Genomic DNA, 16,209 nt, shown 5'->3' with positions numbered 1-16,209 from the left:
AAGTAACCACACAATAACTTACCGGGGGTGTCCTTATGTTTAAATATTATAACATGGATCAAGTGATTTTGCCGTTAGATTTAGAAGTAAAGCTTCAGGAAAAGGATATTGCCTACACTGTAAATGACCTCGTGGAACAGATTCCTGATGAAGCCTTCGCCAGTTTTTTGCGTGAAACGGGCAGCCCTGCTTACCATCCACGAATGATGATGAAAGTGATTTTATGTGCTTACACACAATCTGTTTTCTCCGGAAGAAAAATGGAAGCATTACTCAAGGATAGTATTCGTATGATGTGGCTGGCTCAAGGATACGAACCGAGTTACCGTACCATCAATCGCTTTCGTGTCCACGAAGACGTAAAAGAACTACTACGTCAGTGCTTCGTCCAATTTCGTTGCCAGCTTGTGCAGGAAAAATTGATAGAGGAAGAAGCTATCTTTATTGACGGGACGAAGATCGAAGCGAACGCCAATAAATTTACGTTTGTTTGGCGCAAAGCGACGGAAAAATACAGTGCAGCTTTGGTGGAGAAATCCAATCAAATGTATGATGAATTGCTGGAAAAGGAAATTATTCCGGTAATAGAACGGGAAGATCAGGAAGAACTATCTCCTAAAGAACTCCACGAGGTCGTGCAAAAGCTTGACGAGAAAGTGGAGGAATTTGATAAAAAAATTAAAGAAAGTGCAGAAGTAGAGGAACGTAAACAACTACGTTCGGAACGCAAAAGATCGAAACAGTACCTCAAACAGTTCAAAGATTTTTTGGCCCGCAAACAAAAATACCAAAACGACATGTCCATATTCGGAGAGCGTAACAGTTATTCCAAGACGGATCCGGATGCCACTTTTATGCGAATGAAAGATGATTACATGAAGAACGGCCAGCTAAAAGCAGGATATAATGTGCAAATTGCGACAGAAGGGCAATATACGCTTGCATTTGATGTCTTCGCAAATCCAACAGATACACGCACGCTTATTCCTTTTCTGGATAAGATTGAGGAACACTTCTTTAAGCTGCCCCAGTACATTGTCGCTGATGCAGGGTATGGTAGTGAACAGAATTATGAAGATGTAATGAATCGGGAGTGCACTCCACTTATCACGTATAATATGTACCGTAAGGAGAAGAAAAAAAGATATAAAAATAACGACTTTCACTCTGCCAATTGGGAATATGACGAGGAAACAGATTCTTTTACATGTCCAAACGGGCAAAAGTTGACGTTCCGTTACCTATCGAATCGGAAAGATAAAAGTGGTTTTACACGAGCATTTAAAGTCTACGAGTGTGAGGATTGTTCAGGTTGCCCATTCCGTTCCCAATGCACCAAGGCTAAAGAAGGCCATAATCGAAAAATACACTACAATGAAAAATGGGAACAGCAAAAGGAATCCATCAGACAAAAGCTTTCAGAAGAGAAAACGGGCGAAATCTACGGTAAACGTAAGATTGATGTGGAACCAGTCTTCGGATTTTTGAAGGCTAATTTGGGTTTCACTCGTATGTCAGTGAGAGGAAAAGAGAAGGTAAAAAATGAATTAGGTTTTGCATTCATGGCGGTGAACTTGAGAAAGTACACCGCCATGAGCAGTTAATAGGACAACAGATGACCAAAAATACAACTAAAAAGGGTCCAAACATCTTATTTTGATGATCGGACCCTTTCTACAATTACTTCTTAGTTAGATTTGTCCCAGCCTCATTTCTCTTATATAGACGATTTAGCTCTGGATTGAAACCATTTTGCCGCAAGATAAAGAACGACACCTGCAACAAAATATAGATAGACAGGGATTTCAATCATACGCCCAACGTTAGGTGTGAAATAGAGCAAGGCGAAAAATAAAGCGAACGGAATCATTCCTCCGAGCCAGAGAATAAAAAATTCAAACACTTTGTTTATCGTACGAAAGCAACTCCAGCGAAAATATTGAAAAACAACAAAAACAAACATCCACGCAATTACGATCGAGGCTATGGTCGTTATCAACGCTGTACCAACGTAAACTTCACTAACAGCTTCCCCAACTTGAAACACATAATAACGAAACATACGATAGATTCCCGAGAAGACTAACACGGTCGCAAAAAACATCGATAGACCGTACGCGAATAAACCGAACCGTTCCTTCGTAACCATTTTCGGAATTTCACCGATGATCTCATCGGCATACTGCTTCGGATTGTCGCCAAATACCGCTTTAGCTGATTTCCCTTTCGCTTGGGCTTCAAGTAAATGGTCCAGCAGCTCTGTTAGTAGCTCCTCTGTTTCTTGTTCCGATTTTGAATGAGCTAACCGGATATAAAGGAGTAAATCCTCATACACCTTTAAATTCTCCTCTGTCAAAAGCTTTCGTTTTTCATTGTTATCCTTTATTAATTCATCTGCATTCATAGCTTTTCCACCCTTTCCAACAAACCATCGACTGGTGTTTTAAGTTGTTCCCAATTTTGTTTAAACTGTTCGAGTGCTGCCATTCCATCTTCGGTTAACACGTAATATTTCCGGTTCGGTCCCGTCGGCGATTTTTTCATCGTACCTTTAATCAATTTTTCTTTTTGCAACCTTAATAATATTGGATAAATAGATCCTTCACTCACTTCCAATCCATGTTCTTGTAGTTTTACGGCGAGTTCATATCCATACACCGATTGACGACGAATGACCGCTAAAATGCACCCTTCAAGAATTCCTTTAAGCAGTTGACTGCGAATCGACACATTCCCACCTACCTTGTAATGCAATGTAGTTATGCAAAAAAAGATCGCAAGGTTACTATCTTGTAAAACAAGACAGCGGAACAAAAAAATAACTACCTTGCAATACATAATAGCTATATAATCATTATAATAAGGAGTGACAAAAAATGCAACAGCCAAATTTAAAACGAGGGGAACTCCCCCTCGCTTTTTCTTCGTTACTCAATCCACTTTACGACATCATCGTACGGTCTGCGCGTCTTCGGCTGAGGCTCTTTTTTTCGATATCCGAAAGCGACCATAACCGAAATGGTGAAATGACCATCTTCTAATAGCCCTTCCTCAGCTAATAGCTCATTCATTCGCTCGACGTTAAAGCCTTCAATTGGGCATGAATCGATGCCAATTTCCGCAGCAGCAGTCATCATATTGGCTAGTGGTATGTACGTTTGCCTGATGGCCCAATCGTTGAGAAAACGTTCCTGGTCAAGCAGCTTAAAGTCATGCTTCTGAAACTGTTCGATCATGCCTAAATACTGACTCAAGCGATCTTCAGGAAAATCACTAAATTGTTCTTTTAAATAGGCTGAATCAAATCGTGTATCTAGATGTGTACGCGCAAGAATAATCACGAAATGACTCGCCTCTGGCAGCTTGCCTGCCGCTCCCCATGATGTGTTCTTAATTTTATCTCGGAGCTTTTCATTTTGTACCACGATAAAGCGCCATGGCTCCATTCCGAATGAGCTTGGTGATAACCGACCTGTTTCCAAAATGAACTGAAAGTCATCTGCGGGGATCGTTTTGTTTGGATCAAATTCTTTTGTCGCGTGGCGAAAACGGTAAGCATTTAAAATTTCTTCCTTGGCAATCGCTTTTTTGTTCATGTGATCCTCTCCTTTACTTGTCATTTTTCCTGCGTTGGTCAAACGCTAACCATGCAAGTAAAAGGTACCACAAGTCGCTCAGCTGATTCCAGCAATTGGTTTGGCACAAAATTAATGATAAAACTTTATTTGTCCATCATCCCTATTTTTCGTTTGGCCGATTCCTTCTTCAGCTAGCTTTTGACGAAACTTTTCATATAAATAGAGCGCAAGCATATCAAAGCGTTCTGGCTCCGGTAAGTCGTGAAACAGCTGGTTCACGTCACGTGCGGTAAAGCTTTCCATGATTCCTTCAATAATGATGAACGCGTCCTCTTCATCTCCGGTTAATTTATCTTTATACAATTCGTATAACCGATCAACAAATTCCACATAAATCCCCCCTTTTTTTCTCACCATAGCGTTAGAAAAAAGCACCTCAACTATACAGCATGACCCGTTGTCAAAAACGCCCAGCATAATCGTGCGACGGACAGGCAAGCTAATGGATGAGGTGAGCATAATGAAAAACAAGCAAAAAAAGACATTTCCCTTTCCTACCGAAGCCAATCAATCAGGGGAGCTCGGTGTTGAGCACGGCCGCCCTTACAGTACGAATCAAAAGCCAGTCGGAGACTCCATTGACGAGCATCAGGAAATAGAGGCAGCTAATGAAGATCTTGCCGAAAAAGAAATTTCCCAAACCTTTAACAACTCTTGATCAATCTGAATTCATATGATCGAATGAAATAAGGACTGCATTTAAATTAGCTCCTGTTGCTTGAATAATCGCCCCAACAGTCGCGAGCATTTGTCCTTGTTCCTCTCGGCTTTTTTGTTCAAAAAGGGCGCCCAATGCTTCAAGGGTGGCTCCAAGACTTTGTAGTACATTTCCTGCATAAGGTGCCCCTGCCCTATATTCAGCCAATGCACTCATGGCAGATCCCATCGCTTGAAACGTATCGCCGAGTACCTCTAGACGGAGATTCGCATCAGATTCCCCGCCCTCAACCGACTGTCGGTACGCTGCAAGCGAGGCCGTTGCGGCTCCAGCAGCATCAACCCATGTTCCTGCAAAGTTCATTAGGTCTTCGGTTGTAACGATTCCCATCATCGCTGTTCCAACTGCCTGTAGCCCTTCACCAATCGAGACAATCTTGTCGTTTTCATCATTGAATCCTGATATTTCTCGTAGTTCAGCATAAGCCGAGACAATGGTACCAATAGCGTCAACCCACGCTCCATAAAGTAACAATTCATCCTCTGTCAACGGCCGTTCACCACCGGTTCAAACTGTATTAGTTTATCCTATTCTACCTTTCTCGTTTAGTCCGTTACGATGGTCTAGAAATGCCGCGTTTTTTATGGATGATTCGATAAAGACAAATTCACCTTTTTTAAAAAAGCGCCTCCTCTTCCGTTAAGGAGACGCATGTATCTATTTCATTATTTCTTTCTAATCGGAATATACAGGTCCACCTTTGCCTTCCCTTCAGGATCAAGGGCAGGATCATTCATACAAAATTCGAGGCTTGGCTTGTCATCGGCCACAAACCCACTTGCTGGTAACCATTGTGTAAAAATGCTTTGATATACGATTCCGAGCTTATCGACTCGATCATAAAAGCTATATAGGGCATATGTTCCACCGCTTAAACCTTTAAATTGGATGTCCTCATGTGGTTTTTTCGTAAAGCCTTCCGGCAGGGTCACACACGCGTCATACCTACAGAGGTGTTCCTCTACCGTTATAGGATCATCCAAAGAGATCCCAATAAAATAGGATTGAGGCGGATCGAGCCGGTTCTCGCTAGCCCACGCTCCTAACGTTGCCCATGCTTTGTATGTTTCTAAATAACTGCCCACATGCCGCACGAACGCAACTTCATAATCAGGTAATTCTTTAATCGATATATTCATCGTCCAGATCCTCCTTAAAAAACTGTCTTCATTAATAGGATCATAACGTAATACTGCGGGTAGTTCTTCTTGCTTTTTGCTGACGACCAACGAATTGTTGCTATTTTTTCTAACGTAGGATGGGGTAAGGTCATAGTGCTTTTTAAATGTTGCATTGAAGGTTGATACCGAATCAAAGCCACAAAGGCTGGCGATTTCTAGAACCGTTTTCTTTGTCGATGTTAATAAGGGAATCGCCTTTTGAACACGTACTTTGTTAACGTAGGCCATAGGGGAGTCACCCGTCAATTCTTTAAACAGTCGGCTAAAATGATATTTTGATAAATGGGACCGATTCGCTAGCGTATCAAGATCAATCCTGTCCTTATAATGTGTTTCTATATATTGAAAAACCGCATGAAAGCGGGCTCGGTCACTCATGCTCATTAGTCTCTCCTCCGAAACGGGCGTTCTGTTACAATTTCGAGGAAGACGTGGAAAAACCCTTTTCCGCCAGATGGAAAAGAGCATCAGGCTAACGCCCAATGCTCTTCTTTTTACAAGAATAGTTGTATGATCAACCCGGTAATTAAGAGAATGATCGCGCCTCCAAGGCGAGAGGAAATTTGCGCAAATGGCATAAGCTGCATCCGTTTCGCAGCAGACAATACGGCTACGTCTCCTGTGCCACCCATGTTGGCCATACATAAACCACCCGTAATTGCAGCTTCGATTGGATAGAAGCCGACGAGCTTTCCAAGGAGAGCCGCACCGAGAATCGCCCCTAATACGACACCGAAAACGGTAAGCACATATTGATAAGACAATGCTTCAAGCACGGTGTTTAAGTCTGTGTAAGCGACACCGATACCGAAAAGCAACGCGAACGTCCAGTTTTTCGCAACGAACTGATACCATTGGCTCGCACCATCGAGCACAACTTTAGGGAGCATGTTCGTAATTTTCGCAATCGCTACGAGAATGATCATAATCGCATACGCATGAATGGGTAGAAAATCTCCTAAAATGCTGCCCGCTGTAAAGAACGTAATCGCGGCTAGTAAGCCGACACCCATAATCTTAATGTCATATTTGTGCTCTTTCTTTTCTTGTTCGACCCCTTCAATCAACTGACCGTTACCTGTTAATGAAGGATATTTCTTTCCGACCATGTCTAACACGCTAGCAAAAATAATCGCAAATACGTTTCCTAACGCTAATGCAGGGACAAGCATAGAAATGTAATAGCTCGGCTCATTCCCTAAAAGCTCTGAATAGATTTGGCTCATCGGAACAGCACCTGCACCCATTCCACCACCCATAATTGGCAAGGTCATCACTAAAATCGCATCTTGAACGGAAAAACCAACAAGGCTACCAATGATTGCTGCTATAACAATTGCACCAATGATTGCACCGATGATTGGGAGAAAAAAGCGCACTCCGACCTTAATTAAGAGCTTCGAACTCATCCCCAAAATACTTCCAGTAATTAAAGCAGCGATGTAAAAGTCAAGAAACCCGCCTGTCGTCATAAAGTCAGTTACACCCGTAATTGCATATTCAGGAAGCAAACCGCTGTAGACCATGTAAGCGGAACCAAAGATCGCAACAATAGCGCCTCCACCTAAATACGTCTTTACGATCGGTGTCCGATCCCCGCCCCAGCCTAATAGCTCGCCAAGAACGATCATCACCAGTAAGCTTCCGATCATTCCACCGGGAAGGTTCCCTGTATATAAACTGACGATTGTGACAATAGCAAAAACAAAAAACCACAAAACAGGTGTTTCAAAGATTTTAACTCCTGCTTTCGGAAGTGGCACTGTCTTATTTTTCATTTCATTTGCTGGCCATTTCTCAGCTGCTTGTTTCATCTCTCTCATCCCCTTTTCTAAAACTAAAACCTCACAAGTCGATTGTGGCCTCACCCTCCCACCACCACTGATGAGAAGGTGCGGTTCCACCTGTTTAATTCGCTGATAGAGCAGCGACTCTTTCTCGCTGTAACGCCGTCGTAGCTACGGCCTCGGCTACGCGTTGAGCCACCCGTGCATCAAGGGCATCAGGAATAATCATGTTCGCATTCACTTCTTTATCTGATAAAACGTCGGCAATTGCATATGCAGCTGCAATTTTCATCTCCATCGTAATCGTCTTCGCTCCGGCATCCAAAGCGCCTCTGAAAATACCTGGGAAAGCAAGCAGATTATTCACTTGGTTCGGGTAATCGGATCGCCCTGTTCCCACTACTGCCGCTCCAGCTTCGACCGCTTCTTCTGGATAGATTTCCGGAATCGGATTTGCAAGCGCAAGAACGATTGGATCTTTAGCCATTGCCTGGATGTGTTCTTTCTTCATCGCACCTGGTCCAGATACGCCGATAAAGACATCTGCGTCTGTAATCGCGTCTTTTAATGTGCCTTTCACTCCGGCTAGATTCGTAACTTCGGCCATCTTTGCTTGCATTGGGTTGAGCCATGCCTCCCCTTTTGCAACGACACCTTCTAGGCTCACGAGTGTAATGTCTTTAAAGCCTGCATGAAGCAACAGGTTCGCGATGGCGGTTCCAGCTGCCCCAGCTCCGTTGATTACCATTTTGATCGGCTGGTTCAGCTTGTTGACGACCTTCAGAGCATTCGTTAAAGCAGCAAGGACGACAATGGCCGTTCCGTGCTGATCATCATGAAAAACAGGAATGTCTAGCTCCTCCTTTAACCGCTCTTCAATTTCAAAGCAGCGCGGGGCCGCAATATCTTCTAAATTTATCCCCGCAAAGGTAGGGGAAAGGGCTTTAATAATTTGGACAATTTCGTCTGTATCTTGCGTATTTAAACAGACTGGAAAGCCATCAATGTTGGCAAATTTCTTAAAGAGAAGGGCTTTCCCTTCCATGACCGGCATGGCCGCTTTAGGGCCAATATTTCCTAGACCTAACACAGCGGTTCCATCTGTGACGATCGCCACCATGTTCCCACGTGACGTCAATGAATTCACTTTATCCGGCTGTTCTGCAATTTGCTTGCAAACATCTGCAACACCCGGTGTGTATACAAGACTTAAGTCTTTCTCATCTGTAATTTCCATTTTGCCGACGATTTCTAATTTCCCTGAATGCTTCTGATGAAGCGCAATCGCCTCTTCTTTCAAATTTGGGTTAGCCACTTCGAGTCCCTCCAAAAGTAATCGCTTTCACTAACAATGTCGTGATTTCATTATAAAAAAATGAACGTTTTATGAATGTTTTTGTAACTATTAAAAGGGTTTTGAAATTAAAAAAAGCGGCGTATTAGCCGCTAAGGTACTGCTTCAGTCGATCTCCATTTTCTTTTATATATTGATACGAGTAGACGGGACGACCGATTCCGTAGGTTAGTCGCTCCTCCAAACACTCAATGTCCACGAGAAATTTTAAATACTTTCGAATCGACACTCTTGAAATCTCCGTTTGTTCAGCAAGCTCATCCGTTGAAAACGGCGTTTCGCCAATTTTGCGGATTTCTTCCACAATGATTTGTAGTGTGCTCTGCGTCAACCCTTTCGGAAGAGCGATTTCCTGATCCGGATCTTTGTCATCTGATAGCAGTAGTTGGTCGAGTTCCTCTTGATTGAGTTGCTCCTTCTCTCGTAATGCATATTGCTTGTCTTTGTATGAGAGCAAAGCTTGCTCGAATCGCTCAAACTCAAATGGCTTAATTAAATAATCAACAGCACCGTACCGCAAAGCGGTTTGAATGTGATCAGCATCCGAGGCCGCCGTAATTAATATGACATCAATCCCCAATTTTTCAGCGCGAATATAGCTTAGAAGTTCCAACCCGTTTTCTCCCGGCATGTACACATCAAGTAAGATTAAATCGACCTTTTTCTCTTCGATGACGGTCTTCGCCTCTTCCACATGATAAGCAATACCCACTAGATGGAATCCATCCACGTTTTTTACATATCGCTTATTAAATTCGGCCACCATCGGATCATCTTCCACGATTAGTACGTGAATCATCGCTTGTCTCTCCTTGTTTTGTACGGAATGTCGACGTAAAACGTCATGCCTGTGGCGCGGCTTTCATACTCCATTGCGCCGCCCAGTTTCTCGACACTTTGTTTCACTAGATATAGACCGTAGCCTCGATTTTCTCCTTTTGTTGAGTACCCTTTTTTGAAAATATCGCCCTGCTCACCGTCCGGTATCCCTGGCCCCGTGTCCTGTACGCGTATGTGTAACCGCTCATTGCTGTATTCCAGCTGAACGAGCACCGTTTTCTCCTTCGCTTTTATCACTGCTTCCAGCGCATTGTCAATTAAATTTCCTAAGATCGTAATCAGTTCATGGACCATCTGTTCACTGCTAGCCTTCGGAATGACGCTTTTCGTTTGGACGTCCAGCGTGATATGCTTCTCTCTGGCATAACTTAACTTCCCAAGGATAAATCCAGCTAAAACGGAATCTTTTATCCGTTTGATCACATGGTTTAATTCCGTCGAGCGGTGATTGACAATTTGATGAATGTAGTCGTTTAATTCATCATAGCTTTCCGTTTTCACCATCCCCAGGATGACATGAAGCTTGTTCATAAACTCATGAGACTGGGCACGCAAAGCTTCCACATAAAGCTTTACACCTGTTAATTGCTTTGCTTGTTGCTTTATTTCCGTTAAATCACGAAACGTCGAAATCGCCCCGACGACTTCATCATTGACAATGATCGGCACCCGGTTCACTAAGATGGTCATTCCATTCATCTGTTGTTCTTCGTCAAACTCAGGCTGCCTCGTTTTTAGTACCCATTCTAAACGGGAGGTCGGCATAAACTCCGTCACTTTTTTCCCGATCGGATCGCCTGACATTCCGGCTTTTTCAAATAAGTTCAGCGCTGATTTGTTGACGAGGGTAATCGTCCCTTTACTATCAACCGCGATGATCGCTTCACGTGCCGATTGGAGCATCGCACTTCGCTCCTCTAATATTTTCGCGATCTCAAACGGCTCTAGTCCTAACAACGCCCGTTTAATATAACTCGCAACAATGAGAGCCCCAATAATTCCAACAATAATTCCGATAACAGAACCTTTTAAAATGCTTGTATGGTTGTCCGCTAATACATCGTTCACCTCTTGAAGAGAGATCCCGACAGCAACAGCTCCAAGCTGCTCACCGTGATCATTAAAAATGGGGGTAAACGCACGCAACGACTCCCCTAACGTACCAGTGGAAATCGAGACATGCTCCCTCCCTTCTAAGGCCGCAACCTCATCCCCTCCAACAAATCGTTTGCCGATCTCTTCTGGGTTCGGGTGAGATTTGCGAATCCCCTCCATATCCATCACAACAATAAATAAGACATCTGTAGCGCTTTGAATTTCCGTTGTATACGTTTGAACACGCCACTCTTCTTCTTCATTCTCCAAACCGTCTATGACCCACTGCGCCTTGGCGACTGTTCGAGAAATCGCGATCGCTTTTTCTTCAATGTTGCTTTGCAGTCGTTCACTTGTAGCCACGCTCACAAGTAAATCGGTAATGATTAAAGCAACGATCACCACTAAACAGACAAGAGCTGTGATTAAAATGCTTAGCTTTGTTTTTTTCTTTCTCACCTTCGTACCTCCAACTTGGTCCTAACCCAATCGTACCATATAAGCAGAAGAATCAGAAAAACCTCTACATCCTCTTCATTGTACGAATGAGCCCCTCCCTAGGCAATGATAGAACTAAAAAGGGGGACTCAAGCTAGCTCACCTTTATTGCTGTTCTCCTTCGCTTCTGAGCATACATTTCCTTTTTTCGACGTAAAGTAGACACCCATTAAAATCATAAGCATACCGATGACGATATTTTTTGTTATGAGTTCGTCCAAAAAGAGTTTCCCCCAGATAATGGCCGTCATCGGGATCAAATAGGTGACGGTCGTTGCAAATTCAGGACCGCCTTTTTTCATTAAATCGTAATAGAGCAAATGGGCCATGCCAGAGCCTAAGCAACCGAGACCGATGATTGAAATAAGAGAGAGCCAGTCAATAGTTAAAGGAACACGCACGACATGAAATGAATCGGTGATCCACATGCCGATGAGACCGACCAAACCACCAAAAAGCAAAGAGAATGTAGTGATAAGTACAACATCCGTATCATGTAAATGTCTTTTCACATACTGTGAAGCAAAACCATAACAAATCGTTGCGAGTATCATCGTACCGACACCGACGAAGTGTTCAGGTGCCAGAAGTTGAAGCTGAAATCCTGTAAGGACAACAACGCCGCTGAAGCCAAGGACGATCCCTCCCCACTGCTGTCTAGATAGCGCATTCGAATAAAGAAGAAATCCTATTAAACCTGTAAACAAAGGCGTCAGCGCATTTAAAACAGCAGCTGTACTGCTATAAATCTCTGTTTGACTTAGAGCAATCAGCCCCCACGGAAGCCCCGCATTAAAAATCCCTACAATCATAAGTGCCTTCCACGGCGCAGGGCGGCAGAACAGCTTTCGTCTCATTAGCAAAATCGGAAGCAAGATGATCGCTCCTGCAAAACAGCGTACTACAACCGTTCCCCACACTCCGACGATCCCTAATAAATGTTCGATAAAAACAAATGAAAATCCCCATATAAGACTCAAACTGAGTAACATTACATATAACCTCAACAATCTCCCTCCTTTTCATCATATTTAGTATGCCTCTATTTACGAGGGGCGTCTTTTTTAAAATAGACATTCAATTCTGGAGTATAGCAGCATCACTCCATGAACGAAAAAAACTCTGCGGTGGCAGAGCGATAGTTGCATTAATAAGAAGTTGCTGAATTGTCTACCCATACGACAACCCCTTCCCAGAATCGCTAGGTTACGTAAAAGACTCTCGATACTTTTTCGGCGGAAGCCCCATCATATGTCGAAACACCGTTGAAAAGTGGGCTGGGTTTTTAAAACCCACTTTAAATGCAATATCCGTAATGGTTTCCTCTTGATTAACCAACATCGCTAGAGCAGCATCTATCCGCTTTTTAAGTAGATACTGGCTCGGAGAAAGCCCCGTTTCTTCCTTAAAAATCCGCTGCAAATAGAAAGGATTTACGTAGACTTGACTTGCAATCACCGACACGTTTAATTCCTCCTGATAGTGAGCAGTAATAAATGCTTTTGCCTTTTCAACAATTTCTTCTTTTGTCGTGCGAAAAGACCGCACATCTGGTCGGCATCGTTTACAGGGGCGAAATCCATCTGTTCGTGGTTGTTCAGGATCATGAAAAATGAGGACATTCTCACGTTTCGGCGTTTTCGACCGACACGATGGGCGACAATAAATCATCGTTGTTTTTACCGCATAATAGAAAACGCCATCATACGATTGATCACAAGACACAATCGCCTGCCAATATCGTTCATCCATAGGAACTCCTCCTTTTCATCTCTTTTATCTTATCACACATTTTCCACTGATTGATTCGATTCAAAATAACAAAGCAAAAATAGAAAAGCTTTCGGTCGCTTCCTTTTATATGCTTAGGTCAATAAACGTTAATGGAGGCAACACATATGAACCTTTATCAAGACTATTACTTCTCTCCCATTGGACCGATGGAGATCCTATCTAGCGATACACACGTACTGTACATTCGCTTTAGTACCACTACTTCTCATCAGAGACCTAATGAGCAAACCGATCACTGCATTCGCGAACTCACCGACTACTTTGCAGGAACCTTAAAACAGTTTACCGTCGCGATTGATATGAGAGGGACACCCTTTCAGCAAGAAGTATGGAAAGCCCTTGCTTCGATCCCGTATGGCGACACGCAGACGTATCAACAAATCGCCGCACTCATCGGAAGAGAGAACGCCTATCGTGCTGTAGGGCAGGCGATCGGTCATAATCCATTAGCACTCGTCATCCCCTGTCACCGTGTCGTCGGGAAAACGGGGAAATTAACCGGCTTTGCCTGGGGGATGGAGCGTAAAAAACAGCTGCTTGATCATGAGGCGCAATCACGCTATGTTTCACTGCGAAACGTCTTTCCGAGCTCTGTTCCTAGCGAGAAGTAGTGCCGGAAATTGTAAATGAGCGGACTCCAACGCGCCGGATCAATATACCGGTTATCGATGACAATGCTGTCATGGGCATGGACATGGAGCACTTCTGTTTCCACAATGGCAAAGTAGGGGGAATGAGCTGGGACCTTTACATCGATGACCTTTGCCTCCATTTGCAACGGACATTCTGCGATTCGATCCGGTTGAACTGAAAGCGATTTAACGGGGGTTAAGCCGCTTCGCCCATATTTATCTTTTTCAAACGTAAATCCAAGGGCTTCCTTCTCCCTTGGTACCGGCTGTTTTCCTGTATAGGGAGCTAATCGTTCGACATGTTCCCATAATTCGGGACTCGGAAGATTGATCACACATTCCGTATGCCGTTCTAAGTTTTCCATTGCTTTTCCGCCAACCCCAATCCCTAAAACAATATGATTTCCTAAGACAAAAGACGAAGAAATGGGACTAATATTGACCGTTCCATCTTCATTCAGCGTCGTAAGTAAGATGACGGGTGTTCCGTAATATAAAATGCTCGGTTTTATCGTTGTCGACTTCACATGGCTCATTCGAGACATCCTTTCTCCATTTGATGTCTCTTATTGTAATTGATTGATATTTCAACTATCATCGAAGTATGGAATACAAGGAGGCTGGATTATGCAGCATACAAACCTATCCCTTGTCGCTTCCCTTGTGAGCGATGATTCTCGTGGGGCGATGATGACCGTTTTATTAGATGGACGCTTCCACACCGCGACAGAGCTCGCATTAGCGGCTAACATTACACCACAAACGGCTAGCTTTCACCTAACGAAAATGGTAGAAGCTCATCTCGTCGCTGTTGAAAAGCAAGGCCGACATCGTTACTACGGAATTGTCGATTCGGACGTTGCCAACGTACTGGAATCCTTGTTAGCAATTGCTCCACCAAAAGAAATCCACTCCTTCAATCAAGCGACAGAAGATCATGCACTACGCTTTGCACGGACATGCTACGACCATTTAGCAGGGCATGTGGGGGTGCAATTAATGGAGTCATTGCTTCAAAACCAGTTCATATTTGAAACGGAAAATGGCTTCTCCATAACGGATAAAGGAGAGCGGTTCTTTTCCGATTTTCAAGTCAACCTAGAAGAACTACGAAAAAAGCGCCGCTCCTTCTCCCATAAATGCTTAGATTGGAGTGAACGACGCCCCCATCTGGCAGGTGCATTAGGCCACGCCTTGCTTGAGCGGTTTTATCAACTCCATTGGATAGAACGTTTGCCCCGTTCGAGAGCTTTAAACATCACTCCACTTGGAAAAACAGGATTTCGCGAGACGTTTTCGATGGACGTTTTGGCCGAGAAAAATAAGAATTGAATGCCCCCAAACCTCATTTAGCTTTACGGGGATCAACCATTTTCTTTCTAGGTAGCTTAAAAAAAAAACGGATTGTTGCTCTTAAAACAAGTAGCTTATGAGACAACCTCTCTTAAGAGATGCCTTTCTTCTTTTTGAGAGAAGCAACTTCTTTTTTCTCTACGTTTGAATCAATCGAAATGAGCAAAATAGCAGCTAGTACGAGACCCATGCCGGCCACATGAAACGTTGAAAAGCTTTCTTTTAAAATCAAGGCTGAGAGCAGCACAGCACTTATCGGTAATACACCAGTTAAGACACCGACTGTGCTCGCCGGAACCTTTTCAATTCCTTGATACATGAGAACAAAAGCAATTACAGTGACGACCACACCGAAATAGAAAATGATCAACCAATCGTTTAAAGATACGTCTGTTAGCGGAAATCTTGTCGCTTCATAGATAGCAAACGGCAGAAACAGAACGACCCCAAATACACTAACCATCGTCGAAATCGCCAGAGGCGAGACTCTTTGGGAAATCGATTTTCCGAAAATGATAAATAGAGCTTCACTAATGACTGCACCTATGATCAAAAGATTTCCCAGCAATGGAGCCACCCCCCGTTCAACGTCTGATAATGTGCCTGATGTATTGATAGCGAGCGTTCCACCTACTGCTAGGAGAATGCCGATGATCGTCAATCTTGTCAGCTTTTCTTTCAAGGTGATAAACGCCATCAGAGCGACAACCGCTGGTAGTGTGCTCATAATGATGCCCCCTTCCATAGCGGTTGTGTACATTAACCCATACAACATGAAGATGCTAAATAAGAAAACACCAGACAGCGCTTGTAAAAAGAGAATTCCCACCTCTTTTTTGCTAAAAGTCGGAATCCCCTCCTTTTTCAACAACATTGGAACGAGAATGAGAGCTGCGATGAGGAAGCGCAATTCCGAGGCGAGAAAGACAGGAAAGCTTTCTACAAGCATTTTCCCTGCCACGACAGAGCTTCCCACGATCACCATCGCGAACATGATTTTTAGTTGAGCCGAGATTGTCTGATTCATATTTAGATTCCCTCCACGATCCTTCCTCTTTCTAAAATCTAGAAAAAACATCTTCGTTTTAACCTACCATTCGTTTTAACCTACCATGGGGAACTGGTTGATAGTAGTACCACTTATCACAAAGTTTGGTAGTACCAATTATGAAACATGCGTAGGACAAACATGATCAATTGCCGGCTCAATGCTTTTGGTGTGAAGGGAGCACAAAAAAAAGAAACTACCAATCATTAGTAGTTTCTTAGGGTTCACTAAAATTTTTGTTTTGCGGTTCAGAGATTTTCAATCATTGCTT

The 16,209-nt window shown here is 43.4% G+C and carries 18 protein-coding genes; 4 read left to right on the top strand and 14 right to left on the bottom strand.

What is annotated here, in order from left to right; translation table 11 throughout:
* Positions 1-35: 35 nt before the first annotated feature.
* A complete protein-coding gene (locus FED51_RS02310; RefSeq protein WP_138090235.1) occupies positions 36-1,604 on the top strand; it encodes an IS1182-like element IS663 family transposase in 1,569 nt (522 codons plus the stop codon).
* 113 nt (positions 1,605-1,717) lie between these two features.
* Here FED51_RS02310 and FED51_RS02305 read toward each other — a convergent pair whose 3' ends face one another.
* From FED51_RS02305 to FED51_RS02290, 4 genes are all read right to left on the bottom strand, one after another.
* Complete coding sequence (locus FED51_RS02305) at positions 1,718-2,404, bottom strand: DUF1129 family protein (protein ID WP_053432139.1); 687 nt, start codon at positions 2,402-2,404, stop codon at positions 1,718-1,720.
* Positions 2,401-2,730 carry a PadR family transcriptional regulator gene (locus FED51_RS02300; RefSeq protein WP_041821154.1) on the bottom strand — a complete coding sequence of 110 codons (330 nt, stop codon included), beginning with the start codon at positions 2,728-2,730 and terminating at the stop codon, positions 2,401-2,403. Before FED51_RS02300 ends, FED51_RS02305 begins: the two co-directional genes overlap by 4 nt.
* 197 nt (positions 2,731-2,927) lie before the next feature.
* Positions 2,928-3,596, bottom strand: a complete 669-nt coding sequence (locus tag FED51_RS02295; RefSeq protein WP_053432138.1) for an NAD(P)H-dependent oxidoreductase — start codon at positions 3,594-3,596, stop codon at positions 2,928-2,930.
* A gap of 111 nt (positions 3,597-3,707) precedes the next feature.
* Complete coding sequence (locus FED51_RS02290; protein ID WP_010896582.1) at positions 3,708-3,968, bottom strand: DUF6154 family protein; 261 nt, start codon at positions 3,966-3,968, stop codon at positions 3,708-3,710.
* A 130-nt stretch (positions 3,969-4,098) separates the two neighbouring features.
* On the opposite strand from FED51_RS02290, the gene FED51_RS02285 reads away from it, so the two are divergent.
* Positions 4,099-4,296 carry a hypothetical protein gene (locus FED51_RS02285; protein WP_053432137.1) on the top strand — a complete coding sequence of 66 codons (198 nt, stop codon included), beginning with the start codon at positions 4,099-4,101 and terminating at the stop codon, positions 4,294-4,296.
* Here the strand turns inward: FED51_RS02285 and FED51_RS02280 are convergent, their stop codons facing one another.
* The 8 genes from FED51_RS02280 to FED51_RS02245 all read right to left on the bottom strand — a co-directional run bounded on the left by FED51_RS02280 (position 4,297) and on the right by FED51_RS02245 (position 12,863).
* Entirely contained in the window at positions 4,297-4,845 is a 549-nt protein-coding gene (locus FED51_RS02280) for a DUF6944 family repetitive protein (RefSeq protein ID WP_053432136.1), read from the bottom strand.
* 176 nt (positions 4,846-5,021) lie between these two features.
* Positions 5,022-5,921: an AraC family transcriptional regulator gene (locus FED51_RS02275; RefSeq protein ID WP_083445645.1), complete on the bottom strand. Its 900-nt coding sequence runs from the start codon at positions 5,919-5,921 to the stop codon at positions 5,022-5,024.
* A 110-nt stretch (positions 5,922-6,031) separates the two neighbouring features.
* On the bottom strand, positions 6,032-7,351 hold the full coding sequence (locus FED51_RS02270; protein WP_053432135.1) for a 2-hydroxycarboxylate transporter family protein: 1,320 nt from the start codon (positions 7,349-7,351) through the stop codon (positions 6,032-6,034).
* 94 nt (positions 7,352-7,445) lie between these two features.
* Positions 7,446-8,639 (bottom strand): NAD(P)-dependent malic enzyme, encoded by a 1,194-nt coding sequence (locus FED51_RS02265; protein ID WP_053432134.1) that lies wholly within the window; start codon positions 8,637-8,639, stop codon positions 7,446-7,448.
* Positions 8,640-8,763: 124 nt separating this feature from the next.
* Positions 8,764-9,477, bottom strand: coding sequence for a response regulator (locus tag FED51_RS02260; protein ID WP_010896576.1), 714 nt, complete (start codon positions 9,475-9,477; stop codon positions 8,764-8,766).
* On the bottom strand, positions 9,474-11,072 hold the full coding sequence (locus FED51_RS02255; protein ID WP_053432133.1) for a sensor histidine kinase: 1,599 nt from the start codon (positions 11,070-11,072) through the stop codon (positions 9,474-9,476). The genes FED51_RS02260 and FED51_RS02255 overlap by 4 nt, the downstream gene beginning before the upstream one ends.
* Before the next feature lie 128 nt (positions 11,073-11,200).
* Positions 11,201-12,118 (bottom strand): DMT family transporter, encoded by a 918-nt coding sequence (locus FED51_RS02250; protein ID WP_053432132.1) that lies wholly within the window; start codon positions 12,116-12,118, stop codon positions 11,201-11,203.
* A 199-nt stretch (positions 12,119-12,317) separates the two neighbouring features.
* Complete coding sequence (locus FED51_RS02245; RefSeq protein WP_053432131.1) at positions 12,318-12,863, bottom strand: bifunctional transcriptional activator/DNA repair enzyme AdaA; 546 nt, start codon at positions 12,861-12,863, stop codon at positions 12,318-12,320.
* A gap of 146 nt (positions 12,864-13,009) precedes the next feature.
* On the opposite strand from FED51_RS02245, the gene FED51_RS02240 reads away from it, so the two are divergent.
* Positions 13,010-13,516, top strand: a complete 507-nt coding sequence (locus FED51_RS02240) for a methylated-DNA--[protein]-cysteine S-methyltransferase (RefSeq protein ID WP_053432130.1) — start codon at positions 13,010-13,012, stop codon at positions 13,514-13,516.
* Here the strand turns inward: FED51_RS02240 and FED51_RS02235 are convergent.
* A complete protein-coding gene (locus tag FED51_RS02235) occupies positions 13,465-14,082 on the bottom strand; it encodes a flavin reductase family protein (RefSeq protein WP_053432129.1) in 618 nt (205 codons plus the stop codon). The genes FED51_RS02240 and FED51_RS02235 overlap by 52 nt on opposite strands.
* A gap of 82 nt (positions 14,083-14,164) precedes the next feature.
* Between FED51_RS02235 and FED51_RS02230 the strand changes: the two genes are divergently transcribed.
* On the top strand, positions 14,165-14,869 hold the full coding sequence (locus FED51_RS02230) for an ArsR/SmtB family transcription factor (protein WP_053432128.1): 705 nt from the start codon (positions 14,165-14,167) through the stop codon (positions 14,867-14,869).
* 112 nt (positions 14,870-14,981) lie between these two features.
* Here the strand turns inward: FED51_RS02230 and FED51_RS02225 are convergent, their stop codons facing one another.
* Entirely contained in the window at positions 14,982-15,917 is a 936-nt protein-coding gene (locus FED51_RS02225; RefSeq protein WP_010896568.1) for a DMT family transporter, read from the bottom strand.
* Positions 15,918-16,209: the final 292 nt, after the last annotated feature.

Source organism: Halalkalibacterium halodurans (assembly GCF_005671335.1).
Lineage (GTDB): Bacteria > Bacillota > Bacilli > Bacillales > Bacillaceae_D > Halalkalibacterium > Halalkalibacterium halodurans.
This window is presented reverse-complemented; position numbering and strand designations above follow the sequence as displayed.